This window comes from Streptomyces sp. NBC_00670 (genome assembly GCF_036226765.1).
GTDB lineage: Bacteria > Actinomycetota > Actinomycetes > Streptomycetales > Streptomycetaceae > Streptomyces.
Map to the genome: position 1 here is coordinate 7,147,310 of NZ_CP109017.1, position 23,672 is coordinate 7,170,981.

At 73.7% G+C, this 23,672-nt stretch carries 23 protein-coding genes; 10 read left to right on the forward strand and 13 right to left on the reverse strand.

Annotated features, from left to right (window positions below; all coding sequences use genetic code 11):
* Positions 1-298 precede the first annotated feature (298 nt).
* Positions 299-1,267 carry an arabinan endo-1,5-alpha-L-arabinosidase gene (locus OIE12_RS31385; RefSeq protein ID WP_329141252.1) on the forward strand — a complete coding sequence of 323 codons (969 nt, stop codon included), beginning with the start codon at positions 299-301 and terminating at the stop codon, positions 1,265-1,267.
* Between the two features lie 45 nt (positions 1,268-1,312).
* Here the strand turns inward: OIE12_RS31385 and OIE12_RS31390 are convergent, their stop codons facing one another.
* Both OIE12_RS31390 and OIE12_RS31395 read right to left on the reverse strand, forming a co-directional pair.
* The gene (locus OIE12_RS31390) at positions 1,313-2,917 is read right to left on the reverse strand and encodes an MFS transporter (RefSeq protein ID WP_329141254.1); all 1,605 of its coding nucleotides are present in this window, start codon (positions 2,915-2,917) and stop codon (positions 1,313-1,315) included.
* A 104-nt stretch (positions 2,918-3,021) separates the two neighbouring features.
* Entirely contained in the window at positions 3,022-5,772 is a 2,751-nt protein-coding gene (locus OIE12_RS31395; protein ID WP_329141256.1) for a SpoIIE family protein phosphatase, read from the reverse strand.
* Positions 5,773-5,954: 182 nt separating this feature from the next.
* On the opposite strand from OIE12_RS31395, the gene OIE12_RS31400 reads away from it, so the two are divergent.
* Positions 5,955-6,605 (forward strand): class I SAM-dependent methyltransferase, encoded by a 651-nt coding sequence (locus tag OIE12_RS31400; protein ID WP_329141257.1) that lies wholly within the window; start codon positions 5,955-5,957, stop codon positions 6,603-6,605.
* 41 nt (positions 6,606-6,646) lie between these two features.
* On the opposite strand, the gene OIE12_RS31405 is transcribed toward OIE12_RS31400, so the two are convergent.
* The 3 genes from OIE12_RS31405 to OIE12_RS31415 all read right to left on the reverse strand — a co-directional run bounded on the left by OIE12_RS31405 (position 6,647) and on the right by OIE12_RS31415 (position 8,408).
* Complete coding sequence (locus tag OIE12_RS31405) at positions 6,647-7,054, reverse strand: hypothetical protein (protein ID WP_329141259.1); 408 nt, start codon at positions 7,052-7,054, stop codon at positions 6,647-6,649.
* Between the two features lie 77 nt (positions 7,055-7,131).
* Positions 7,132-7,884 carry an OBAP family protein gene (locus OIE12_RS31410; RefSeq protein WP_329141261.1) on the reverse strand — a complete coding sequence of 251 codons (753 nt, stop codon included), beginning with the start codon at positions 7,882-7,884 and terminating at the stop codon, positions 7,132-7,134.
* Positions 7,885-7,955: 71 nt separating this feature from the next.
* Positions 7,956-8,408 carry a DUF2267 domain-containing protein gene (locus tag OIE12_RS31415; protein ID WP_329141263.1) on the reverse strand — a complete coding sequence of 151 codons (453 nt, stop codon included), beginning with the start codon at positions 8,406-8,408 and terminating at the stop codon, positions 7,956-7,958.
* A 317-nt stretch (positions 8,409-8,725) separates the two neighbouring features.
* On the opposite strand from OIE12_RS31415, the gene OIE12_RS31420 reads away from it, so the two are divergent.
* The 4 genes from OIE12_RS31420 (at position 8,726) to OIE12_RS31435 (ending at position 12,822) form a co-directional block, all read left to right on the forward strand.
* Entirely contained in the window at positions 8,726-9,625 is a 900-nt protein-coding gene (locus tag OIE12_RS31420) for an NAD(P)-dependent oxidoreductase (protein ID WP_329141265.1), read from the forward strand.
* A gap of 86 nt (positions 9,626-9,711) precedes the next feature.
* Entirely contained in the window at positions 9,712-10,845 is a 1,134-nt protein-coding gene (locus OIE12_RS31425) for an NADH:flavin oxidoreductase/NADH oxidase (protein ID WP_329141267.1), read from the forward strand.
* 211 nt (positions 10,846-11,056) lie between these two features.
* Positions 11,057-12,094 carry a permease gene (locus tag OIE12_RS31430; protein WP_443053983.1) on the forward strand — a complete coding sequence of 346 codons (1,038 nt, stop codon included), beginning with the start codon at positions 11,057-11,059 and terminating at the stop codon, positions 12,092-12,094.
* On the forward strand, positions 12,091-12,822 hold the full coding sequence (locus OIE12_RS31435) for a TIGR03943 family putative permease subunit (protein WP_329141269.1): 732 nt from the start codon (positions 12,091-12,093) through the stop codon (positions 12,820-12,822). Before OIE12_RS31430 ends, OIE12_RS31435 begins: the two co-directional genes overlap by 4 nt.
* 13 nt (positions 12,823-12,835) lie before the next feature.
* Here the strand turns inward: OIE12_RS31435 and OIE12_RS31440 are convergent, their stop codons facing one another.
* Complete coding sequence (locus OIE12_RS31440; RefSeq protein ID WP_329141270.1) at positions 12,836-13,633, reverse strand: SAM-dependent methyltransferase; 798 nt, start codon at positions 13,631-13,633, stop codon at positions 12,836-12,838.
* Between the two features lie 197 nt (positions 13,634-13,830).
* On the opposite strand from OIE12_RS31440, the gene OIE12_RS31445 reads away from it, so the two are divergent.
* Together OIE12_RS31445 and OIE12_RS31450 are read left to right on the forward strand one after the other, a co-directional pair.
* On the forward strand, positions 13,831-14,274 hold the full coding sequence (locus OIE12_RS31445) for a BlaI/MecI/CopY family transcriptional regulator (protein WP_329141272.1): 444 nt from the start codon (positions 13,831-13,833) through the stop codon (positions 14,272-14,274).
* A gap of 3 nt (positions 14,275-14,277) precedes the next feature.
* Positions 14,278-15,222, forward strand: a complete 945-nt coding sequence (locus OIE12_RS31450) for a M48 family metalloprotease (RefSeq protein WP_329141274.1) — start codon at positions 14,278-14,280, stop codon at positions 15,220-15,222.
* Between the two features lie 32 nt (positions 15,223-15,254).
* Here the strand turns inward: OIE12_RS31450 and OIE12_RS31455 are convergent, their stop codons facing one another.
* The 3 genes from OIE12_RS31455 to OIE12_RS31465 all read right to left on the reverse strand — a co-directional run bounded on the left by OIE12_RS31455 (position 15,255) and on the right by OIE12_RS31465 (position 17,036).
* Complete coding sequence (locus OIE12_RS31455) at positions 15,255-15,710, reverse strand: tellurite resistance TerB family protein (protein ID WP_329141276.1); 456 nt, start codon at positions 15,708-15,710, stop codon at positions 15,255-15,257.
* A gap of 387 nt (positions 15,711-16,097) precedes the next feature.
* Complete coding sequence (locus OIE12_RS31460; protein WP_329141278.1) at positions 16,098-16,607, reverse strand: DinB family protein; 510 nt, start codon at positions 16,605-16,607, stop codon at positions 16,098-16,100.
* Positions 16,608-16,658: 51 nt separating this feature from the next.
* Positions 16,659-17,036, reverse strand: a complete 378-nt coding sequence (locus tag OIE12_RS31465; RefSeq protein WP_329141280.1) for a MerR family transcriptional regulator — start codon at positions 17,034-17,036, stop codon at positions 16,659-16,661.
* Between the two features lie 114 nt (positions 17,037-17,150).
* On the opposite strand from OIE12_RS31465, the gene OIE12_RS31470 reads away from it, so the two are divergent.
* A complete protein-coding gene (locus OIE12_RS31470; protein WP_329141282.1) occupies positions 17,151-18,224 on the forward strand; it encodes an alkene reductase in 1,074 nt (357 codons plus the stop codon).
* Positions 18,225-18,426: 202 nt separating this feature from the next.
* Complete coding sequence (locus OIE12_RS31475) at positions 18,427-18,885, forward strand: hypothetical protein (RefSeq protein WP_329141284.1); 459 nt, start codon at positions 18,427-18,429, stop codon at positions 18,883-18,885.
* 16 nt (positions 18,886-18,901) lie between these two features.
* Here the strand turns inward: OIE12_RS31475 and OIE12_RS31480 are convergent, their stop codons facing one another.
* From OIE12_RS31480 to OIE12_RS31495, 4 genes are all read right to left on the reverse strand, one after another.
* Complete coding sequence (locus tag OIE12_RS31480; RefSeq protein ID WP_329141286.1) at positions 18,902-20,095, reverse strand: SGNH/GDSL hydrolase family protein; 1,194 nt, start codon at positions 20,093-20,095, stop codon at positions 18,902-18,904.
* A 54-nt stretch (positions 20,096-20,149) separates the two neighbouring features.
* Positions 20,150-20,719, reverse strand: coding sequence for a TetR/AcrR family transcriptional regulator (locus OIE12_RS31485; RefSeq protein ID WP_329141288.1), 570 nt, complete (start codon positions 20,717-20,719; stop codon positions 20,150-20,152).
* 66 nt (positions 20,720-20,785) lie between these two features.
* Positions 20,786-22,069, reverse strand: coding sequence for an MFS transporter (locus OIE12_RS31490; RefSeq protein ID WP_329141290.1), 1,284 nt, complete (start codon positions 22,067-22,069; stop codon positions 20,786-20,788).
* Positions 22,070-22,195: 126 nt separating this feature from the next.
* Positions 22,196-23,650 carry a benzaldehyde dehydrogenase gene (locus OIE12_RS31495; RefSeq protein ID WP_329141292.1) on the reverse strand — a complete coding sequence of 485 codons (1,455 nt, stop codon included), beginning with the start codon at positions 23,648-23,650 and terminating at the stop codon, positions 22,196-22,198.
* Between the last annotated feature and the right edge of the window lie 22 nt (positions 23,651-23,672).

Genomic DNA, 23,672 nt, shown 5'->3' on the forward strand with positions numbered 1-23,672 from the left:
ACTTCACGGTTTCTCCCGGTGCGGGTGGGGCGCCCGGCCGGGCGCCTCACCGTGTTCCTGTGCGTGTCCGTCACCCCACCGACGAACGGGCCACCGCCGGATCGACATCGACCACCCACATTTTTTCCGAGACGCACGCCCCATTGACGCACACGGGGCGCGACCCTACGGTCTGTCCGAGCCTGCGATCGGCGTTCGGTATCACGAACAACAGTGGGGCCGGGCGCGGAGGGGCCGTGCGATCGCGCTCGCGAACCGCTCCATCCCCGAGTTCCCCCACCACTCAAGGAGAGCCCGCGTGAGCCGCACCTCCCGACGCACCGCAACTCTCGCCCTTCCGGCCGCGGTCCTGCTCGCCCTCGTGCCGAGCGCCGCCCAGGCCTACCCCAACCCCGGCACGGTCACCGGCGACACCGTCGTCCACGACCCCACGATGATCCGCACCTCCGCCGGCCGCTATCTGCTCTACGCCACCGGCGGCGGCCTCGGTTACAAGACCTCCACCGACCGCATCGCGTTCACCGCCGGCAGTGACGCCTTCACGACCAAGCCGTCCTGGTGGTCGTCGTACGCGAGCGAGGCCTGGGCGCCCGACATCTCGTACCACGGCGGCAAGTACCTGATGTATTACGCCGTCTCGACCTTCGGCTCCAACAAGTCCGCCATCGGGCTCGCCGGTTCGAGCACCGGGCTGCCGGGCTCGTGGAGCGACTACGGGATCGTCTACACCTCCACCACGTCCAGCGACTACAACGCCATCGACCCCAACCTGTTCGTCGACGACGACGGCACGTGGTGGCTGTCCTTCGGCAGTTGGTGGACCGGCATCAAGATGATCCGGATCGACCCGTCGACCGGCAAGCAGCTCTCCACCGACACCACCCGCCGCTCGCTCGCCGCCCGCCCCACCGGGACCAAGGCCGTCGAGGCCCCCTACGTCGTCAAGCGCAACGGGTACTACTACCTCTTCGCCTCCTACGACACGTGCTGCGCGGGCACCGGCTCGACGTACAAGGTGAAGGTCGGCCGCGCCACGAGCGTCACCGGCCCGTACTACGACAAGAACGGCGTCGCCATGACGAACAACGGCGGTACGCCCGTCCTGGAGTCGCACGGCCGGTACATCGGCCCCGGCGGACAGTCGATCATGAACGACGTCGACGGCGACCTGATCGTCTACCACTACTACGACGGCAACGACAACGGCACGCCCAAGCTCGGCATCAACCTCCTGAACTGGAGCAGCGGCTGGCCCGTCGCGTACTGACGCCGGTGGCCGGGCGGGAGCCGCCCGCCCGGCCGTACCGTGCCGCTACGCGTCGCCCCCGGCGGGGACCGCCGAGCCGCGGCTCGCCGCCGCGGCCTCCGCCTCCCACTCGGTGCCCTGCGCGGTCCGGTGCCGGCGGATGCCGACGGTGGCCAGGGCGAGGACGGCCGCCGCCAGCATCCCGATGCCGCCGATGAGCGCGCAGGTGTGCAGCGCGTCGGTGAAACTCGCCCCGTAGGCGCCCAGCGCCCGGCCGGTCGACTCCGGGGTGTCGAGGCGCAGGAACGCCCCCGCCTGGATGCCGACGTGCGACACGGTGCCGTCCACCCGGCCCTGGTCCGCCGGGTTCAGTCCGGACTCCGCGAGGTGACCGGGCAGGGCGGCCAGGGTGCGGTTGGTCAGGACGACACCGAAGACGGCCGGTCCCAGCGCGCTGCCGATCTGACGCAGCGCGCTGTTGGCCGCACCGGCCGTGCTCGCCAGCCGGCGCGGCAGGCTGTCCATGGCGATCGTGGTGATCGGCGCCATCGCCAGCGCGATGCCGATGCCCAGGACCGCGATGACCAGCGCGGCGGTGCCGGTGCCGGTGTCGGCGTGGAAGAGGTTCACCAGCAGCGCCCCGATGCCGCCCACGACCAGACCGGTGACCAGTACCAGGCCGGGCGTGGTCCGGTTCATCAGCCGGCCGACCAGGGGGCCGAGCACGACGGTGAAGCCGTTGAGCGCGAGCAGCCGCAGCCCGATGTCCCACACCGAGGCGTGGTGCACGAGGCTGAAGTACTCGCTCAGCGCGAAGACCAGGCCCACCTGCGCGAACAGCGTCACCGCCATCACGACCGCGGCCCCGGAGAACGCGGCGGACCGGAACAGCCGCATGTCGAGCATCGGGCAGGGCGAGCGCAGCTCCACCCGGACGAAGGCCGCGGCGGCGACGGCCGCGACCACGAACGCGGTCACCACCTCGGCCGAACCCCAGCCGTGCGGGCCGGCCTCGATGACGCCGTACACCAGCCCGGTGATGGCGACTGCGGCCAGGAGCTGCCCGGGGACGTCCAGATGGCGCTCGCGCTCCGCGCGGGAGTCCGTCAGGAGCAGGGCGCCGGCCAGCAGCGCGAGGACGCCCGCCGCCACGGACGGCAGGAAGATCCACCGCCAGCTCGCGTACTCCAGGATGGCGCCGTTGATGACCGGGCCCAGAGTCAGGCCGAGGCCGAGGGACGCCGTCCACGCGGCGATCGCCCGCGCCCGGACCCTGTGGTCCGGGCAGACATGGCTGAGCAGCCCGAGCGTCGACGGGAGGAGAGCGGCGGTGCCCACCCCGGTCAGCGCCTGGCCGACACAGACCTGGACGACGCCCTGCGCCGTGAGACAGAGCAGACAGCCGAGCGAGAACAGTCCGAGCCCGGCCAGGTAGACCTTCTTGCGCCCGTAGAGGTCGCCGACGACACCCCACGTCAGCAGCAGGGCGGCGGTCGGCAGGATGAAGGCGTCGGTGATCCACTGGAGCGAGGTGGTGGAGGCGTCGAGCGCCTGCTGCAACTCCCCGATCGCCGCGGAGACCCCGACGACCGGCAGATAGGAGACGAACACGCCCACACACGCCAGGGCGACGGTGACCGGAACAGGAGCACGGGAAACGGTGGTCGACATGGCCGGGACCGTATACGCGCAGGCCCCGGAGTGTATGCCGTCGGTCCCGCAACCAAAGCTGAACGCCCGCGAGGGGCGAATCCGGCCACGCCCCGGGCGCCCGCTCACCCCAGACCCTGCTCCGCCCAGATCACCTTGCCCTCCCGCACGTACCGCGTCCCCCACCGCGCCGCCAGCTGCGCGACCAGGAACAGCCCCCGCCCGCCCTCGTCCGTCGTCGCCGCGTACCGCAGATGCGGCGACGTCCCGCTCGCGTCGAACACCTCGCAGATCAGACTCCGCTCGCGCAGCATCCGCACCCGGATCGGCCCGCTGCCGTAACGGATCGCGTTGGTCACCAGCTCGCTCAGGATCAGCTCCGTGGTGAAGACCAGCTCCTCCAGCCCCCACTCGGCCAGCCGCCGCGTCACCTGCGCGCGGACCACACCGACCGCCGCCGGATCGGACGGCACCTCCCACTCGGCCACGTTCTCCGCGCCCAGCGCCCGGGTGCGGGCCACGATCAGGGCCACGTCGTCGTTCTGGCCGGCCGGCAGCAGCGTTCCGAGCACCGACCGGCAGGTCGCGTCCACGGATTCCTCGCCGGTGGCCGCGAGCGCCCCGCGCAGCGCCTCGAGGCCGACGTCGATGTCCCGCTCCCGGCTCTCCACCAGGCCGTCCGTGTACAGCACCAGCCGGCTGCCCTCGGCCAGTTCCACCTCGGCCGTCTCGAAGGGCAACCCGCCGAGCCCGAGCGGGGGACCGGCCGGCACCTCCGGGAAGAACACCTCGCTGTCCGGGGCGGCCACGGCCGGCGGCGGATGCCCGGCCCGGGCCATGGTGCACACCCGCGTGACCGGGTCGTAGATGGCGTAGAGGCAGGTGGCGCCGGTGATCGCGCCCGTGTCGTCCTCCGCCTCGTCCTGGTCGATGCGGTCGACCAGCTCGTCCAAGTAGGCGAGGATCTCGTCCGGCGGAAGATCGAGCGCGGAGAAGTTGCGCACCGCCGTGCGCAGTCGGCCCATCGTGGCGGCGGCGTGCAGCCCGTGGCCGACGACGTCCCCGACGACGACCGCGACCCGCGCGCCGGACAGCGGCAGCACGTCGAACCAGTCACCGCCCACCCCCGCCTGCGCCGGCAGATAGCGGTAGGCGAGGTCCAGGGCGCTCTGCTCGGGGAAGTTGCGCGGCAGCAGACTGCGTTGCAGCGTCACCGCCATCGTGTGCTCGCGCGTGTAGCGGCGCGCGTTGTCGATGGAGACCGCGGCCCGCGCGACCAGCTCCTCGGCGAGGACCAGCTCCTCCTGGTCGAACGGCTCCGGCTGCTCCGCGCGCCAGAAGTTGACCACCCCCATCACCAGCGGGCCCACCCGCAGCGGCACGGTGATCAGCGAGTGGATGCCGTGGTCCATCACCTGCGCCGACCGCTGCGGATCCTGCGCCTGCCAGTCGGGGGCCCGGGACAGATCCGGTATCAGCAGCGCCGTGCCGGTGTTCAGGCTGCGCGCCTGCGGGGAGCTCGCGACGAACGTGATGCGCTCGCCCACCGGGTACAGCGGTGGGTCCTTGCGGACGCCGCTGAGCGCCGAGCGGCGCAGGGTGCTGCCCGCCTTCGGCTCCTGACCCTCCAGCACCTCGGGGGAGAGGTCCACGGTGACGAAGTCCGCGAACCGGGGCACGGCCGTCTCGGCCAGCTCCTCGGCGGTCCGGGTGACGTCCAGGGTGGCGCCGATCCCGACCCCGGCGTCGTACAGCAGCCGCAGCCGTTCGCGCGCCACCTCGGCCCGGCCGGACAGTGCCCGCAGTTCCGTGGTGTCGCGCAGGGTGGCGACGCTGCCGAAGGGGCCGCCGCGCAGCTGGGTGGGCCGCTGGTTGACCGCCAGCAGCCGGTCCTCCACCAGATGGACCTCGTCCGTGGCCACCCGCTGGGACGCCAGCAGCTCGGCCATGTCCGGGGCGAGGCCCAGCTCGCGGACCTGCCGGCCCTCGGCCGCGCCCGGCAGGTCGAGCAGCCGGTGCGCCTCGTCGTTGGCGAGCAGCAGCCGGCCGCCGCCGTCCACGATGATCACGCCCTCGCGCACGGCGTGCAGCACCGCGTCGTGGTGCTCGTACATCCGGGTCATCTCGGCCGGGCCCAGACCGTGCGTCTGGTGCTGCAACCGGCGGCTCACCAGTGCCGTGCCCCCCGTGGCCAGGGCCATCGCGATGCCCGCGGCGCCGAGCAGGAGGGGGAGTTGCCGGTCGGCGGCGCCGCCGATGTTCTCGGTGGTGACGCCGGCCGACACCAGGCCCTGCACCGAGCCGTCGGGGGCCGTGACGGGGACGACGGCCTGCACGAGGCGGCCGATCGTGCCGTCGATCTCCTCGGTGACGGGGTGCCCGGCCAGTGCGGGGGCGACCGTGCCGACGAACTTCTTCCCGATGCGGTCCGGCTTGGGGTGCGTGTAGCGGATCGCGTCGGTGTTCATGACGACGACGAAGTCCACGTGCGCCTTCTTGCGCACCGCCTCCGCCCTGGGCTGCAGCACCTCGGTGGGGTCCGCGCTGTGCAGCGCGTCCAGGGTCCCGGGCGCGTTGGCGAACGTCTCGGCGACGGCGAGCGAGCGGTTGCGGGCCTCGCCGGTGCTGTCGTGGCGCACCTGCAGCACCAGTGCGACGACCGCGGCGACGACCAGGAGCAGCACGATCACGGCCTGAAGGACGAACACCTGCCGGGCGACGCTGCGGCCGCCGGCGGCGGCCCACAGCCCGGCGAGCGGTCGGCGCCGGCGGGAACCGGTGCGCGGGAGCGGAGCATGCCCGTCCGCGCGACCGGCATGCGAAGCGCCGTCGCGGCGGGGCGGCTGAGTCCGAGATCGACCCGGCAGTCGGACCATGCCCCATGTCTACACTGCGCACCGCCCCGAGGCCCACCCCGCCCGGCGGCCGTGGCCCGGCCGGGGACCGGGGAAGTCGTCCTTGCCGGAACGGCAAAGATGTTTGCCCGGCGTGCCCGGCGGGCGCACGCTTCCCCACAGGTGCCGAACCCCTCGGCGCCGGGACGTCTTCAGGAGGGCTCATGCACCCCACCCCCAGCAGCGATCCGGCCGCGTTCTGGGAGGCCCGCTACCGGGACAGCGGGCGGGTCTGGAGCGGCCGCCCCAACGGTCCGCTCGTCCGCGAGGTGGAAGGGCTCCGGCCCGGCCGGGCCCTGGACCTCGGCTGCGGCGAGGGCGGCGACGCCGTCTGGCTCGCCTCCCGCGGCTGGCAGGTCACCGGCGTGGACATCTCACCCACCGCCCTGGAACGCGCCGCCGCGCACGCCGCCGAGGCGGGCGTCGGCGAGCGCACCACGTGGGAGCGGCACGAACTGGGCCGCACCTTCCCCGAGGGCACCTTCGACCTGATCAACGTGGAATATCTCCAGTCCCCGGTCGCCCTCGACCAGGACGGGGTCCTGCACCGGGCCGCCGGCGCGGTCGCCCCCGGCGGCACCCTGCTGATCGTGCTGCACGGCGGCTGGCCGTCCTGGCAGGACGAACCGCCGTTCGAGGCGGAGTTCCCCACGCTCGACGGGCTCCTCGCGCGGCTGGCGCTGCCGGAGGAGGAGTGGGTGCTCGAGACGAAGGAGACGCTGCGCAGGCCGAGCACGTCCCCGGACGGGGCGGAGGGATACCGCGAGGACCACGTGTGGCGGCTGCGGCGGGTGGGCGGGGGCGCCGCGGTGTAGGCGGTGCGGGTGAGAAGGGGGCCGCGGCGCAGGCGTGCGGGTCAGCGGGGGTGGCCCAGGGGGCATGCCGTGCCGCCCCCGGAGTCCGGCTTCCAGTGCCGGGCGCAGTACGGCACGTCGCACGCCGCGCAGAATCCCGCGTCGCCCTTCAGCCCGGCGTCGTGCACCTGGGCGAAGGTGCGCGGGAAGACGAAGGCGCTCTGGTAGCGGGCGACGTCCTCGGCCGTGACGTTCTCCCCGCAGCCGTTGGTGTAGGCCTCGCTCTCCGCGACCAGCCACCACCGGTCTGCGTCGCGCCGGGCCGCGTACCGCTGCCGCATCGCGGTGTCCCACCGCGGCCATCGGGCCGGGCTCAGTCCCGGTGGGGTGAACTCGAGGTGAGCGGCCTGGGCCTTGCACACGGCGCACACCACGTGCAGGACGAACCAGATCACCGGAAGCTGTTTCATGGCGGACGTCTCGTGATCGACGGCTGTGGCGAATCGGCACCCATCTTTGCATGGTGCAAGTGGCGTCGTCACCACGGTCACGAGGGCCGGCCGGGGTCGGTCGGGGCGGTGGTGTCCCGGACGTCCACCACGCCGGGAATCGGGGTGGCACCGGGGAAGTCGTCCCGCATCGCGTCGACGCCGTGCTGGGGGCGGGCTCCGTCGAGGAAGCTCTGGCGGTCCGCCCGGCGGGCGTCCGTGTCCAGGCCCATGGCCTCGTCCCGGTCCCGCTTCAGCGTCTCGTCGCACTCGCCGTCGCGGTTGAACGACCACATCAGCTTCGGGTCCCCGTACGGCAGTCCGGTCCCGGGGCCGTCCAGCCCGGCGGTGTGCCAGGTGTGCCACGTCTTGCCGTAGGAGTTGAGCAGCCGCTTCATGAACGCCTTCTCGGCCTTCTCGGGCAGCCCCGGGGCGACCAGCTGCCCGGAGAGCAGTTCGAAGTTGTGCGGATGCCAGTACGGACGCTCCTCCTCGGGCAGCGTCTCGAAGAGGTGTTCGGAGACGATGTACTCGATGCCGATCAGCTGGGCGTCCCGGGTGTTGCCGTCGAACAGCACGCACTGCAGCAGGTCGTCGTTGACGACCTTGCAGTAGTGGTGGGCCTCCATCTGGTGGCCGGGCTCGCCCTTGGCGCAGTGGAAGCCGACGACGTACACGTCGAAGTCCTTCAGCGGGGCGGCCGACTGCAGTGCGTGGGCCCCGGCCTCCAGGGTCGCCAGCCAGGCGCCCTTGCCCCGGCCGGCCGGGGTGAGGGGGCTCCTGCGGTCCTTGATCTTCGGGTTGAGCGTCACGGTGGTCTCCCGGGGGGCGGGGGTGTGGGCTGGGGTTCCGGCGCCCCGGGTACCCACCGTGGCGGGGATTCTCAGCCGGGGCCGTTGTCGCCGGTGCCGCCGGTGTCCTCGGTGCTGCGGCCGGAGGGCAGCAACTCGCGGATGTCGGACGGCAGTTCCTCGCCGACCTTCGTCATCAGCTCCGGGGCGAGCGCGGCGTCCAGCACCTCCAGGACGGCGGCGGCCTCGCGGAGCGCCGCGTCCTCGTCCGTGCCCGCCCGGCCGGCGATGCGGCCGGCGAAGACGGGCAGGCCGAAGCGTTCGCCGATGCCGCTCGGGCGGCCGTCGGCCGCCGCGGACGCGGTGGCCGCCCGGACGGGGGCGGCTAGCTCGGGGGTCAGCTGCGCGGCCAGGTGGCCGGCCAGGCCGGCCGGCAGACGCTCGCCGAGCGTCCGCAGTACGGCGTGCGTCGCGCGCTCGGCGGATCCCCGGTCGGGGAGCTGGGCGAGCGCCTGCACCTTGCCGATCATCTCGTCGTGTCGCATGGAACGGGTGTCCTTTCCCGGGAGGCGGCTCGTCTCGCCGGGACCGGGTACCCGTGGCACGGCGAGGGAGTCTCCGCCCCCTGGGCCCCCGGAAAACCCTGGGGGCGGAGCCCCCTCAGCCCCGGGCCACCCCGGCCCACCTCAGGGGCGCGGGGCTGTGTCGATTCGCGGCTCCGCCGCGTGGGCGCGACCAGCCACATCCGACCCGCACCCGCCCACGCACCACACCCACCCCCGGCGTCCCCGCCACCCGCCCCCGGCGTCCCCGTCGTACCGTGCAGTCGCACACACACCTCACCCCGCCCACCAGAAAGCGCATGCCAATGACCATCACCGTCGCCCTTCTCGGCACCGGCATCATGGGCGCCCCCATGGCCCGCAACCTCGCGCGGGCCGGGCTCGCCGTCCGGGCCTGGAACCGTACGCGGGACAAGGCGGAGCCCCTCGCCGCGGACGGCGTCACCGTCGCCGGCACGCCCGCCGAGGCCGTCACCGGCGCCGACGTCGTCCTCACCATGCTCTACGACGGCCCCGCCACCCTCGACGTCATGCGGCAGGCCGCGAGCGGCCTGCGCCCCCGCACCGCCTGGGTGCAGTCGACCACCGCCGGCATCGAGGCCATCGACGACCTCGCCGCCCTCGCCCGCACCCACGACCTCGTCTTCTTCGACGCCCCCGTCCTCGGCACCCGCCGGCCGGCCGAGGACGGCCGGCTCCTCGTCCTCGCGGCCGGCCCCAGCGCGCACCGACCCGCCGTCACCCCCGTGTTCGACGCCATCGGCTCCCGTACCGTGTGGACCGGCGAGGACGGCGCCGCCGGCTCCGCCACCCGGCTGAAGCTGGTCGCCAACAGCTGGGTCCTCGCGGCGACCAGCGCCGCCGGCGAGGTTCTCGCCCTGGCCCAGGCACTCGGCGTCGACCCGCAGCACTTCTTCGACGCCATCGCCGGCGGTGGCCTCGACCTGCCCTACCTCCGCGCCAAGGCGGGGCTCGTGCTGGACGGCCGGCTCACGCCCGCACAGTTCGCCGTGACGACCGCCGCCAAGGACGCCCGTCTCATCGTGCGGGCGGGCGAGCGGAACGGCGTCCGCCTCGACGTCGCCGCCGCGAGCGCCGCCCGTATGGAGCGCGCCGCCGCGCAGGGACACGGCGACGAGGACATGGCCGCCGCCTACTACGCCAGCTTCGAGCAGGGCCGGGCACCGGAGACGCCCTGACGGGCCTGCCCGCCCCCGCGTGACCGTGCGGCAGTCGATTGGCAATTCGATGGCACATGCATTTAATGTCCGTCGAAGTACCGCACATGTGTCACAGAGGAGCAGCACCCTTGTCCAGCAGCCTGTTCACGCCGTACACCCTCCGCGGTGTCACCCTGCCCAACCGGGTCTGGATGGCCCCGATGTGCCAGTACAGCGCGCCCGCGGAGGGGGCGGCCACCGGCGCCCCCACCGACTGGCACCTGCAGCACTACGGCGCCCGCGCGGTCGGCGGACCCGGGCTGATCCTGGTCGAGGCGACCGCGGTGGTGCCCGAGGGCCGCATCACGCCCTACGACCTGGGCATCTGGAACGACACCCAGGTCGAGGCGCACCGCCGCATCACGTCCTTCCTCGACGAGCACGGCGTCGTGCCGGGCATCCAGCTCGCGCACGCCGGCCGCAAGGCCAGCACCGACAAGGAGTTCCGCGGCGGCGCTCCGCTGACACGTGACACCCTCGGCTGGCAGCCGGTCGCGCCGAGCGCGCTCGCCTTCGACGAGGGCCAACCGGTGCCGCACGAGCTGACCGCCGAGGAGATCCGCGGCGTCGTCGACGCCTTCGTGGCCGCCGCCCGCCGGTCCGTCGCCGCCGGCTACCGGGTCCTGGAGGTGCACGCCGCGCACGGCTACCTCGTGCACGAATTCCTCTCGCCGCTCTCCAACCACCGCACGGACGGCTACGGCGGCTCCTTCGAGAACCGCGCCCGCCTCGCCGTGCAGATCGCCGACGCCGTCCGCGCCGCCGTCCCCGAGGAGACCGCGGTCTTCTTCCGGGTGTCGGCCACCGACTGGGCCGAGCCGGAGGGCTGGACGGCGGACGACACCGTACGGCTGGCCGCGCTGCTGAAGGAGCACGGCGTGGACCTGCTGCACGTCTCCAGCGGCGGCACCCTCCCGCACGCCCGCATCCCCGCCGAGCCCGGCTACCAGGTCCCGTTCGCGGCCCGGGTGCGCCGGGAGACGGGGCTGCCGACCGCCGCCGTCGGGCTGATCACCGAGCCCGAGCAGGCCGAGAAGATCCTCGCGGGCGGAGAGGCGGACGCGGTGGCGCTCGGCCGCGAGCTGCTGCTCAACCCGTACTGGCCGCGCCAGGCCGCCCGCGCGCTGGGCGCGGAGCACCCCTTCCCGCCGCAGTACGGCCGGGCGGAGCGCGCCCGGTACCGGACGAGCCGCGTCTGACGGCACGCGCGGCTCGCCCGCCACCGGACGAGCCGCCTCCGACGGCACGCACGGCACCGGACGAGCCGTGGTCGACGAGCACGCGACCCCTTGCCGCAGGGGGGTGTTGAGGGTCCGCCGCCGGCTCCCGCTATGTTCTTCCCGGAGCGCTTCCCCAGGGGCCTTCCCGTGCCTCCCCGCTCTCCCGGCGTTGCGAACATCCGGAGCCGACGTGCAGACGACAGACGAACGGACCGCGGTGGCGGGGCCGTCGCCCGCCCCGCCCGGGCCGGACGACGACGCCCCCGGCCGCGGTCTGCCCCGCTACTGGGCGCTGTGGCTCCTCGCGGCGGCCGTCCTCCCCGGCACGGCGCTGTTCGTCGCCGTGCGGGGCGTGGACGCGCCCGCCGTACAGGCGTGGCGGACCGTCTGCCTGGCCATCACCGTGCAGGCCCTGCCGTTCCTGCTGCTCGGCACCGCCCTGTCCGGCGCCATCAACGCCTTCGTACCGGCCCGGGTGTTCGGGCGGCTGCTGCCGAAGCGGCCCGCGCTCGCCGTGCCGGTCGCGGGCGTCGCCGGGGTGGTGCTGCCGGGCTGCGAATGCGCGTCGGTGCCGGTCGCGAACAGCCTGATCGGCCGGGGCGTCACCCCGGCCGCCGCGTTCACGTTCCTGCTCTCCGCCCCCGCGATCAACCCGGTGGTCCTCACCGCCACCGCGATCGCCTTCCCCGGCAGCCCCCTCATGGTGCTCGCCCGGCTGCTGGCCTCCCTCGTCACCGCCGCCGTCATGGGCTGGCTGTGGCTCCTGCTGGGCCGCACTCAGTGGCTGCGCCCGGCCACGCGGCACACCGGGCACCAGCCCGGGCACAGCCGTTTCACGGAGTTCCGGCGCGGTTTCCAGCACGACTTCCTGCACGCGGGCGGCTTCCTCGTGCTCGGCGCGATGGCCGCGGCCACCTTCAACGTGACCGTCCCGCGCTCCCTGCTCGACGCGTTCACCGGCTCGCCCTGGCTGTCGGTGCTGTTCCTCGCCGCGCTCGCGATCCTGCTCGCGGTGTGCTCCGAGGCCGACGCGTTCCTCGCCGCCTCGCTCACCGGGTTCCCGCCGGTGGCACGGCTGGTGTTCATGGTGGTCGGCCCGATGGTCGACCTCAAGCTGATCGCCCTCCAGGCGGGCACGTTCGGCCGGGCCTTCGCGGTCCGCTTCTCCGCCGCCACGACGGTCGTCGCCGTCGCGTCCGGCGCGCTGATCGGAGGCGTACTCCTGTGAAACGGCCCCTGCAGGTCACCCTGCTCGTCCTCAGCGGCCTCGGCCTGCTGCACACCTCGCTCTTCACCGACCTGTGCCTGCGGTACGTACGGCCGGGGATGCGCCCGCTGCTCATCGCCTCGGGCGTGCTGCTGCTCGTCCTCGGGGTGGCCGAGGCGTGGTCGCGCCGCACAGCGGGGGAGCCGACGGACGGGCGGGCGCACGGGCACGACCACTCCGCCGTCCCCCGGGTCGCCTGGCTGCTGTTCCTGCCCGCGCTGAGCCTGCTGTTCTGGGCGCCGCCCGCCCTCGGCGCCTACACCGCCGCCCGGCAGCCGCCCAAGCAGGTCTCGGCGCAGGACCACTTCGATCCGCTGCCCGCCACCTCGCCGCTGCCGCTCACCCTCACCGACTTCACCCGCCGCGTGCGCCAGGACCGCACCCGGGCCGTCGAGGGCCGCACCGTGGAGATGACCGGCCTCGTCGCCCCGGTCGCCGCGGGGAAGTGGGATCTGACCCGCATCATCATCTCCTGCTGCGCGGCCGACGCGCAGTCGGTGAAGGTGCGCGTCCACGCGCGCACCGCCCCGCCCGCCGACACCTGGGTGACGGTGACCGGGACCTGGCACCGGGACGGCACCCTGGGCACCTCCTCGGCCGCGGTCGCCCTGGACGCCCGTACGGTGACGAAGGTGCCCCGGCCGGTCAACGGCTACCAGGACGCCCTGCCGCTCCCCGCCGCGCGCTGAGCCCCCGCCGTTCTCACGGCTTGCGGCCGACCCCCACGTACAGCGGCTGGTCCCGGCGCGGGGGCAGGTCCGGGTCCGGGCGCCAGCGGGTGGCCAACTCCACGCCGGGGTCGCACAGTTCGAAGCCGTCGAAGAAGCGGGCCACCTCGGCCCGGGACCGCGCCCGGACCGGTGTCCCGCCCGCCCGGTAGATCGCGTCCACGCGGTCCCAGATCTCCGGCTGGAACTCCCCGGTGACATGCGACAGTACGAGGAAACTGCCCGCCGCCAGCGGTGCGGTGAGCGTCGCCACGATCTCGTAGGGGTCGTGCCCGTCGGCCACGAACGGCAGCAGCGCGATCAGCGACAGGCCGACCGGCCGGTCGAAGTCCAGGTGCTCCCTCGCCCGCTCCAGGATCTTCTCCGGTTCCCGCACATCGGCGTGCAGATAGGCGGTGCTGCCCTCCGGCGTGCTGTGCAGCAGCGCCTCGGCGTGCCGTAACACGATGGGATCGTTGTCGACGTAGACCACCCGCGCGTCGGGCGCGATGCCCTGCACGATCTGGTGCAGGTTGGGCTCCGTCGGTATCCCCGTGCCGACGTCCAGGAACTGACGCACCCCCCGGTGGGCCAGGAAACGGGCGGCCCGGTGCATGAACTCCCGGTTGGACCAGGCGGTCTCCTTGACGTCCGGCAGCAACTCGACGATCTTCCGGGCGGCTTCCACGTCGGCCGGGTAGTGGTCCTTGCCGTCGAGGAACCAGTCGTACATACGGGCCGAGTGCGGTGTGCCGGTGTCTATCTCGCTCGCGCTGAACCCGGTGTCGGTCATGGCGGCCTCCGCTGCGGTGTTCCGGTGTGGTCGGGGCCCGCGCGGACGCGGGCGGTTCAGCGTTACCACGGCGCCCGCCCGTACGACCAGGGAGCGCGGACGGCGCTCTCCACCCGGCCCGGCCGGTTCACTACGATGAGCCTCCCCGCCGGGGCGCGAGAACGGGCGCCGGGGCGGGTCGTGAGGGAGTGGGTGCGGTGGACGAGGAGCGCAGGGAGCCCGCCCGGCGGCGCGCCCAGGGCCAGTTGGAGGCGCAGGTGCTGGCGGCGCTGCGCACGGCGCCCGGACCGGTGACGGCGGGATGGGTGCGCGAACGGCTGGGCGCCACACTCGCCTACACCACGGTCATCACCATCCTCACCAGGCTCCAGGGCAAGCACGCGGTGACCCGGGAGCGGGTGGGCCGCTCCTTCACCTGGACCGCGGCCTCGGACGAGGCGGGGCTGGCCGCCCACCGCATGCGCCGGGTCCTGGACGGCGAGAGCGACCGCGAGGCGGTCCTGGCGAGCTTCGTCTCCGGGCTCACGGCCCAGGACGAACGGCTGCTGCGCACCCTGCTGCGGCGGACCGAGGGCGACACCGCGCCGGAGGAGCCTCCGGGGGAGCCCTCGGGCGCATCCCCGGAAGGGCGGGGGCGCTGAGCCGTGGGCGTCTTCGTCCTCCTGCCGCTCGTACTGCCGCTGACCGCCTGGCCGATCGCCCGGCTCGCCGAGCACCATCTCCACCCGCGCGCGGCCACCCGGCTGCTGACCGGTGTCGGCGTCGTCCTGGCGGTGTGCAGCACGCTCTGCCTGGCGCTGCTGGCGATCGTCGGGACCGCGCAGCTGCCCGGCAACCCGCTCCCGGACGCCTGGGCGGCGCCCGAGGTGCGGGCGGCGGTGCCGCGGGACGCGGTGGTCGGCAAGGCGGCCATCGGCGCGCTCGGCGGCGCGGTCGTGGCCTGCGCGGCCCTGCTGCTCCGCCACCACCGGGTACGGCGCCGGACGGCACGGGCGCTGCGCGGAGTGCGCGGCACCGCGGTGGCCGTCCTGCCGGACCCCGTGCCGTACGCCCACACCCTGCCCGCGCGGGGCTCGCGGCGCGGTCGCGTCCTGGTCTCCACCGGGATGCTCGCCGCCCTCGAACCCCTGGAGCGCCGGGCGCTGTTCGCGCACGAGCGGGCGCATCTCGACGGCCGCCACCACCGCTACCTGCTGCTGGCGGGACTGGCCGCACGGGCCAACCCGTTCCTGCGGCCGCTGCGTACGTCCGTGGCGTACGGCGTGGAGCGGTGGGCCGACGAGGAGGCCGCCTCCCGGGTGGGGGACCGGCGGGTGACGGCCCGGGCGGTGGCCCGGGCCGGGCTGCTCTCCGGTACGCCCGCCGCTCCGGCCGCCGCCCTGGTGTCCTTCGCGGCCGTCGGACCCGTGCCCCGCAGGGTGGCGGCCCTGTTGGAGCCGGCGCCCGCCGCGCGGCGCTGGCCGCCCACGTTCACCGCGGCCGGGCTGGCGGCCTGGGCGGCCGCGGCCGGCACGGTGGCGTCGGCGATGTCCTCCGCGGGCTCCGCCGTCACCCTGGTCGCCCTGCTGCACGCGGCCACGCCTCTGTAGGAACCCCTACGGGGACACCGCGAACGCCGGGCTCAGAGGTCGAACTCGTGCGGCGGCAGGTCCAGGGAGAAGCACGCCTCGCGCACCACGGCCTGCTCGGTCTTGTCGAAGTCGCCGTCGGCGCCGCCGATGACGATGCCGATCTGGATGACGGCCCGCGCCTCGGCGGGCTTCTTCTTGGCCTTGGCGATCTCCTGGAGCACGCTGACCTTGCCGAAGGCGAAGTCGGCGGTGAGCTTGTTCAGGTTGTCCTCGAAGCGGCGGCGCAGATCGTCGGCGGGGAAGTTCTGCAGCACCTCGTTGGTGGCGATGAGCTGGGCGACACGCTGCCGCTCGGACGGGTCCACCGTGCCGTCGGCGGCGGCGACCAGCGCGCACATCGCCATGCTGGCGTCGCGGAAGGCACCGCTCTTCAGGTCGTTCTTCTTCGCCATGAGCTGCGTCTGCATCGTCGACGCGGACTCCTTGAAGCGGTCCCACAGGGCCATGCGCACTCCTACGTGGTGAACGGTCCGGCCCGCCCGTCCGACGGACCGGCTGCCGTTGATTTCGACAGCACTGTAGAAACTACCGGCGGGGCCCACAAGTTCCGCCCGGGGAGCGGCGATCCGCCGGTTCGCGCGGTGGGCGGGCGTGCGGTACGATCATCACAACACGCCGCCGGGAGTGAACGACCGGCCGGAGTGCACGCGTTGGTGGTCCAAGGAAAGACGCCCCGCTTCCTGCGGGGAGATGCAGGTGCAAGGCCTGCCCGGCGCTCCAGTGAAGCCCCGTCCCGGGAAACCGGGGCGGGGCTTTCGCATGTGCGGACCAGGCTCTTTGCGGACCGGACCCCTTGCGGATCGGGCCCCGTGCGGATCGGAGACCTGTGCGGATCAGGCCCCCACCGTCCCGTCGATCCCTTCCCGCAGGAAGTCCGCGTGGCCGTTGTGACGCGCGTACTCCAGCAGGACGTGGACCAGCACCATCCGCAGCGACACCCGCTCGCCCCAGCGCGGCTGGTACCCGGCCAGCTCCAGCGACGCGGCCTCCCGCTCGATCCGGCGGGAGACCTCCACCTCCGCCTCCCAGGCCGCGAACGCCTCCGCGCGCGTCGACGCGCTCGCGTCGTACGCCGCCTGGAAGTCGACGGTGTCGGACCACACCATCGGCGCCTCGTGGTCCTCGAACACCCTCCGGAACCAGGCCCGTTCGACCTCCGCCAGGTGCCGCACCAGGCCGAGCAGCGTCAGCGCCGAGGGCGGCGAGGAACGCCGCCGCAGCTCCTCGTCGGTGAGCCCCTCGCACTTCATGGCGAGCGTCGCCCGGTGGTAGTCGAGGAACGTGCGCAGCGTGTCGCGCTCACTGCCGAGGTGCGGGGGGCCGATACGGCGGTCGCTGGTCACGCGGCCCATGCTCCCACGCCGCCGTCGGCCCCCGCCGGTCCGCCCGGTGGATCAGCCGGCCACCGGCGACCGCAGGGTCTCCCGGTGCGCCCTGGCCACCGCCACCAGCCTGTCCAGCGCGTCCCGGGTCTCCACCAGCTCCTCGATGTGCCGGGACAGCCGTTCCCGCTCCTGCGCCATCCGCTCCAGCGCCGCGTCGGAGTTGTCCGTGCTGGGCGCGTCCACGCACGGCAGCAGTTCGGCGACGGTCCGGCTGGAGAGCCCCGCGGTGTACATCCGCTGGATGAACGCGACCCGCTCGACCTCCTCCTCCGTGTAGTGCCGCTGCCCGCTCGCGCTGCGCACGCTCGTCAGCAGCCCCTGCTCCTCGTAGTAGCGCACCGACCGGACGCTGACCCCGGCCCGTGACGCGAGCTCCCCGATGCGCATGCCGTCCCTCCCGCTGTGACCTGTGACACAGCCCTTGCCTCTGACGTCAATGTCAGGTTTTAGCGTAGCGCCGTGCCCGAGATCCGGGCACCACGGAGCACCACGGAGCCTCGCATGACCAGCCTCTTCGACGCCTACCGACTCGGCGGACTCGCCCTGCCCAACCGGACGGTGATGGCACCCATGAGCCGCGTCCGCGCCGCGGCCGGCGGCCTGGCCACCCCCTCGATGGCCACGTACTACGCCCAGCGCGCGACCGCCGGACTCATCGTCTCCGAGGGCGTGCACCCCAGCCTGGTCGGACAGTCCAACCCGGGCACCCCGGGACTGCACACCGATGCGCAGGCCGACTCCTGGCGGCAGGTGACGGCCGCCGTGCACACTAACGGCGGCCGGATCTTCGCCCAGCTGATGCACGGCGGCCGGGTCTCCCACCCCGACACCACCGGCAGCCGGCCCGTGGGCCCCTCCGCCGTCGCCGCCACCGGCGAGGTGTTCACCCCGACGGGCCCCCAGCCCGCGCCGGTGCCCCGCGCCCTGGAGACCGACGAGGTGGCCGAGCACGCGCTGTCCTACGCCGAGGCCGCCCGCCGCGCCGTGGACGCCGGCTTCGACGGCGTCGAACTGCACGGCGCCAACGGCTATCTGATCTCCCAGTTCCTCTCCTCCAACGCCAACCTGCGCACCGACCGCTACGGCGGCTCCACCGCCCACCGCATCCGGTTCGCCGTCGAGGCCGTGGCCGCCACCGTCGACGCCGTCGGCGCCGCACGGACCGGCATCCGGCTCTCCCCGGGCGGCACCTTCTGGGGTGTCGAGGAGGAGGACGTCCCCGGGCTCTACGCCGCGCTGCTGACCGAACTCGCCCGCCTGGAACCGGCCTACATCCACCTGGAGGCCACCGCCGAGGAGGAGGTGCTGCGCGGGCTGCGCCGGGCCTGGCCCGGGACGCTCGTCATGAACCCGGTGACCCCCATGGGCGCCCGGCAGACCGGTCGCGCCGAGGCCGACCACTGGCTCGGGCTCGGTGCCGACCTCATCAGCTTCGGCCGCGGCTTCCTCGCCAACCCGGACCTGGTGGAACGCCTGCGCACCGGCGCCCCGCTCGCCCCGGCCGACGAGGCCACCTACTACATGGGCGGCGACAAGGGATATCTGACGTACCCGGCGTACCAGCACGCGGCCTGAGCGGGCCCCAGGAGGCCGTGGCGGCGCCCCCGTCCGCCGTACAACCTTCGGGCAACGCGGGATGTCTCAGTGGGTAAGCGCGGATCCAGGGACGGAAAGGTGCAATCCGCACCGCCGTCCCGCCCCGCGTACCGCACGCACGTTCCGGACACACGTTCCGGACGGCACAAGGACACACGCGCACACACGCACGGGGGAACACATGCACACGAACACGACCCGCAGGCCCCTCCGCCGGGGCACCGCCGCGGCGCTCGCCGCCGCCGGCGCGGCCGTCCTGGGACTGGCCGGCGCCGGCGCGTCGAGCGCCGCCTCCCCGGCCGCCGCCGGGACCCGGCAGCTCGCCTCCTCGGTCCTCGGCGACGACTACAAGATCACCCTGACGGCCGTGCGCTCCACGGCGGACGAGTACGCCGCCTCCGTACAGCTGCGGGTCTACACCCGCGACGGCGGCGCCTGGCAGGAGTCCGACAGCGCGGCGGTCGGCGCGCCGGACGGCTGGTTCTGGTACCCGCTCACCGGCAAGGGCGCCGTCTGCCAGTTCTCCACGTCGAGCAGCGAACCCGCGCCGATCGACGTCAGCCTGCTGATCACACCGTCGATCGGCTGCTCCGCGCCGCAGCACTTCACCCTGGAGGAAGGCACCCTGCACGCGGGCTGAGCCCGCGGGCCGCGTGTCAGGCGCCGCCGCCCACGAGCGCGTCCCCGGCCGCGAAGGCCCCGTCCTTCGCGAAGACCGAACCGGCGAAGCGTTCGCCCATACGGCGATGGGCGGTGGCGTCCGGGTGGAGCGCGTCCGGGAGCGGCAGCTCGGCGGCGTCGGCCTCGCCGTAGAGGTCTCGGCCGTCCAGGTGGTACAGATGCGGATCGTCGGCCGCCCGCTGTGCCACGATCCGGGCCAGCTCCTCGCGGATGACGTTCAGCGTCAGCTTCCCGGCCGCGCCCTCGGCCGGGTCCCCGGTCGCCCGGAACCGCAGCCGGCCGGAGGCGATGTCGGAGAAGTCCGGGACGCTGGGGCCGGGCGTGTCCTCGTGGATGGGGCACAGGATCGGCGAGATCACCAGCAGCGGTGTCGTCGGGTGCCCCTCGCGGAGCGTGTCGAGGAAGCCGTGGACGGCCGGCGTGAAGGCCCGCAGCCGCATGAGATCGGCGTTGACCAGATTGATGCCGATCTTGACGCTGAGCAGATCGGCGGGGGTGTCCCGCATGGCCCGGGCGGTGAACGGGTCCAGCAGCGCGCCGCCTCCGAGCCCCAGGTTGATCAGCTCGACCCCGCCGAGCGAGGCGGCGAGCGCGGGCCAGGTGGTGCTGGGGCTCGCCGCGTCCGAGCCGTGGCTGATCGAGCTGCCGTGGTGCAGCCACACCCGGCGGCCCCGGTCCGGCAGCGGCTCGACGGGGGCGTCGGTGCGCAGGGCGAGGAGCTCGGTGGTCTCGTTGTGCGGCAGCCAGATCTCCACGTCTTTCGGCCCGGCCGGCAGCTCCGTGAAGCGCGCGGTGCCCGGCGCGCCGGGCCGGGAGGCGAAGGTTCCGACGGCCATGTCGATGACCAGGGTGTTCCCGCCGGTCACGGTCGCCTGCCCGGACAGCTTGCCGTCGACGACCAGGTCGTAGACGCCGTCCGGCCGGGGCGGGACGCCGGCGTACTCCCGCTTGGTGGGGAGCGTGTCCAGTTCGACCGTGGTGGCCCGGGTGCGGAAGGCCAGCCGTACGCCGGAGGGCTGGGACTCGGCCATGGCCAGCTGGCCGTCGGCGACCTGGGCGCGGGCCCGGGCGGGCAGCCGGTGCGGGAGCACGCCCTGCGTGGTGTGCTCCAGCTCCAGCGCGCCGTGCACGATTTCGGTGGTGAGAGGTGTGGTGATCCAGTCGGTCATGGGATGTGCTGCCTCAACGTCTCGAGGGGGTACGGGGGGCGGCGGGAGGCCCGTTCACGCCGGGGGCCAGTTCCGCAGCAGGGCGTCGAGGGCGTCGAGGATCCGCGACCAGCTCTCCTGCGAGTCCGGGGCGCTGTGGCTGAACCCGCCGGCCGCCTCCAGGCTGACGTAGCCGTGGAAGACGCTGCCCAGCAGCCGGACCGCGTGGGTCTGGTCCGGCTCGGTGAGGTCGTAGCCGCGCAGCACCGCCCGGGACATGGCCGAATGCCGGCGGCCCGCGCTCGCGGCGGCGGCCTCCGGGTCGAGCCGGAACCGCGCCGCGTCGTAGCGGCCGGGGTGCTCCCGGGCGTAGTCGCGGTAGACGTTCGCCAGGGCGGTGAGCGCGTCCTTGCCGGCGCGTCCGGCGAGGGCGGCGGCACCGCGGTCGGCGAGCTCCTCCAGGGCGACCAGCGCGATGCGCGCCTTGAGGTCGTGCGAGTTCTTCACGTGGGAGTACAGGCTGGCGACCTTGACGTCGAACCGCCTGGCCAGCGCGGAGACCGTGACCTGGTCGAACCCCACCTCGTCGGCCAGTTCCGCGCCCGCCAGGGCCAGTCGTTCCGGGGTCAGCCCCGCTCGCACCATGACGATTTCCCTCGCGTCGACGACGTCCACCGCGAGTATGCATTTACCTAAAAGCTTTAGGCAAATCTACTTCGCTGTTAGGCCGTCGACCGGAGAGACTCCGACGCGCCCGGGCGCACCCTCCGCACCCTCCGCCGCCGCCCCGCGCGGCAGCGTGAGCACCGCGAGGAACCCGAGGACCGCGACCACGGCGAAGAAGTAGAAGCCCCACGGATGCCCGATCCCGGCCGTCACCAGGGCACCGGTGATCGAGGGGCCGACGATCGACCCGATCCGCCCGATGCCGGACGCCGACCCCAGCGCGGTGCCGCGCACGGCGGCCGGATAGAAGTGGGTCACGTAGGCATAGACCAGCACCTGCGCCGAGAAGACGAACACGCCGGTCAGGAAGACGACGGTGTCGAGCAGCAGATCGCTGTGCATCCTGACGCTCAGACAGGCCAGCATCAGCACCGAGACGCCGAACCAGCCCAGCGTGGTCCCCTTGATGCCGCGCCGGTCGGCCACGAAGCCGCCCAGGACCAGTCCGACGACACCGCCGACGTTCAGCACCAGGAGCTGTGTGACGGCCGTGGGGACGGGATAGCCGGCGTCGTTCATCAGCTTGGGCAGCCAGGTGTTGAGGCCGTAGACCAGCAGCAGCCCCATGAAGGACGCCACCCACACCCCGATCCCGGCGCGGAGGTATGCGGGCTCGAGCAGCTCGGTGAACGGTACCCGCCGCGCCCCGGTGTCCTCCCTGGCCCGCACGAAGGCCGCGGACTCCGGCAGCCGGAACCACTGGACGGCCGCGATGACGAAACCGGCTCCACCGAGGACGTAGAACAGGACCTGCCAGTTGTCGGTCACCCGCAGCGCGAGCAGCGAGGTGATCACGGCGCCGGTGTGGTAGCCGGTCATCGTCAGCGTGCTGGCCCGCGCCCGCTTCTCGGCCGGCATGTGCTCGGCCATCATCGTCAGCGACACCGGCATGCACGCGCCGAGGCCGAGACCGGCGACGAGCCGCAGCACGGCGAACACGGTGACCGAACCGGCCAGCGGCACCAGCAGCGTGAAAAGCGAGAACAGCACCACGGAGCCGATGAGCAGCAGCCGGCGGCCGAGCCGGTCGGCGAGCGGGCCGACGCAGACCGCGCCGATGGCCACGCCGACGAGGGAGAGCGTCGCGATGGTGGTCGCGTCGCCCGCCGTCATGCCCAGGTGGTGGGTCTTGAGCAGGGTCGGGATGATCGCGCCGAGGACCACGAGGTCGTAGCCCTCCAGGAGCACGGTGATCCAGCACAGGACGACCGTCCAGACGCCGGCTCGGCCGGCGGGGGCCGGGGCGGGCGACGAGGTGGCGGATGCCATGGTGAGGTACCTCCCAGGAGCGGGTGTGGGAGCGGGGGAGTGGGGCGGGGCGGGGCCCCGGGAGACGTCGGTGGGACCCCGTTCGACGGCAGGGTGGGGACCCCCATGGGGACGGGGGCGGCGGGCTCAGAACGGGTAGTCGGCGATGTCCGGCCGTACGGTGATCCACTGGGTCTCGGTGAACGCCTCGACGTTGGCCGACGCCCCGCCGAAGCGGGACCCGGTGCCGGACGCCTTGACTCCGCCGAACGGTGCCTGGGGCTCGTCGGCGACGGTCTGCTCGTTGATGTGGACCTTGCCGGACTCGATGCGGTCGGCGAGCTTCATCGCCGTGCCGACGTCCCCGAGGATGCCGACGGACAGCCCGTACTCGCAGTCGTCGACGATCCGCGCCGCCTCCTCGAGCGTCGAGAAGGACAGGACCGGGGCCACGGGGCCGAAGATCTCCTCGCGCCAGGCAGGCATGTCGGTGCTCACCCCGGTCAGCACCGTGGCCCGGTAGCCGGCGCCCACGATCTCGCCGCCCGCCGCGACCCGCGCGCCCGCGGCGACGCTGTCGGTGACGATGCCGTGCACCCGCTCCAGCTGGCGCCGGTCGATGAGCGGGCCGAGCGCCACCTCCTCCCGGGCCGGGTCACCGACCGGCAGCGCCTCCGCCTTCGCGGCGAGCGCGGCGGTGTACTCCTCCACCAGGGACTCGTGCACGATGTGGCGGCCGGTCGTCATGCAGATCTGTCCCTGGTGCAGATACGAACCGAACGCGCCCGCCGACGCGGCCTTCGCCACGTCGGCCCCCGGGAGCACGACCAGGGCGTTGTTGCCGCCCAGCTCCAGATGGGCCCGCTTCAGCAGCCGGCCCGCCCGTTCGCCGATCGCCCGCCCGACCGGCGTGGACCCGGTGAAGGAGACGACCCGCACCTCCGGCGCCTCCACCACCGCCTGGCCGACCGCCCCGTCGCCCGGCAGCAGATGCAGTACGCCGGCCGGGAGCCCGGCCTCCTCGAAGATCCGGGCGAGGACGACACCGCCGCTCACCGCCGTACGCGGGTCCGGCTTCAGCAGCACCGCGTTGCCGAGGGCGAGCGCGGGCGCCACCGAGCGCAGTCCCAGGATGAGCGGGAAGTTGAACGGCGCGATCACGCTCACCACACCCGCCGGACGGCGGCGGGCCAGCGACCAGCGCGCCTCCTCGGAGGTGAGCACCTCGCCCTGCGGATGCGTGGGCAGCGCCGCGCACTCGAAGCACTCGCCGAGCGCGAGCCCCACCTCGAAGTCCGCCTTGGACCGCACCGAACCGGCCTCCCGCACCAGCCAGTCCGCGATCTCCGCGGCGTGCTCGGTGAACAGCTCGCCCGCGCGGCGCAGCACGGCCGCCCGTGCCTGCGGGGCGGTCGCCGCCCACGCGCGCTGCGCCTCGGCGGCCCGTACGGCGGCCCGCTTCACATCGTCGGCGGAGGCCAGGCCCACCGTGCCGAGGTGGTCGCCGGTCGCGGGTTCGACGACCGGCCGCTCGCGCGGGGAGTCCTCCCAGCCGTCGCTGAGGAACTTGCCCGCCCAGACGGCGCTGTCCAGGAATGTCATGGCTTGTCTCTTTCTGCCGGTG

Coding starts and splice junctions, on each gene's coding strand:
- OIE12_RS31485 (WP_329141288.1), bottom strand. CDS start 20,719: ATGGTGCGAGCGGGGCTGACCCCGGAACGACTGGCCCTGGCGGGCGCG.
- OIE12_RS31470 (WP_329141282.1), top strand. CDS start 17,151: ATGACCAGCCTCTTCGACGCCTACCGACTCGGCGGACTCGCCCTGCCC.
- OIE12_RS31405 (WP_329141259.1), bottom strand. CDS start 7,054: ATGAAACAGCTTCCGGTGATCTGGTTCGTCCTGCACGTGGTGTGCGCC.
- OIE12_RS31395 (WP_329141256.1), bottom strand. CDS start 5,772: ATGGTCCGACTGCCGGGTCGATCTCGGACTCAGCCGCCCCGCCGCGAC.
- OIE12_RS31455 (WP_329141276.1), bottom strand. CDS start 15,710: ATGGCCCTGTGGGACCGCTTCAAGGAGTCCGCGTCGACGATGCAGACG.
- OIE12_RS31415 (WP_329141263.1), bottom strand. CDS start 8,408: ATGCGACACGACGAGATGATCGGCAAGGTGCAGGCGCTCGCCCAGCTC.
- OIE12_RS31490 (WP_329141290.1), bottom strand. CDS start 22,069: ATGGCATCCGCCACCTCGTCGCCCGCCCCGGCCCCCGCCGGCCGAGCC.
- OIE12_RS31390 (WP_329141254.1), bottom strand. CDS start 2,917: ATGTCGACCACCGTTTCCCGTGCTCCTGTTCCGGTCACCGTCGCCCTG.
- OIE12_RS31475 (WP_329141284.1), top strand. CDS start 18,427: ATGCACACGAACACGACCCGCAGGCCCCTCCGCCGGGGCACCGCCGCG.
- OIE12_RS31465 (WP_329141280.1), bottom strand. CDS start 17,036: ATGCGCATCGGGGAGCTCGCGTCACGGGCCGGGGTCAGCGTCCGGTCG.
- OIE12_RS31420 (WP_329141265.1), top strand. CDS start 8,726: ATGCCAATGACCATCACCGTCGCCCTTCTCGGCACCGGCATCATGGGC.
- OIE12_RS31400 (WP_329141257.1), top strand. CDS start 5,955: ATGCACCCCACCCCCAGCAGCGATCCGGCCGCGTTCTGGGAGGCCCGC.
- OIE12_RS31440 (WP_329141270.1), bottom strand. CDS start 13,633: ATGACCGACACCGGGTTCAGCGCGAGCGAGATAGACACCGGCACACCG.
- OIE12_RS31425 (WP_329141267.1), top strand. CDS start 9,712: ATGTGTCACAGAGGAGCAGCACCCTTGTCCAGCAGCCTGTTCACGCCG.
- OIE12_RS31495 (WP_329141292.1), bottom strand. CDS start 23,650: ATGACATTCCTGGACAGCGCCGTCTGGGCGGGCAAGTTCCTCAGCGAC.
- OIE12_RS31480 (WP_329141286.1), bottom strand. CDS start 20,095: ATGACCGACTGGATCACCACACCTCTCACCACCGAAATCGTGCACGGC.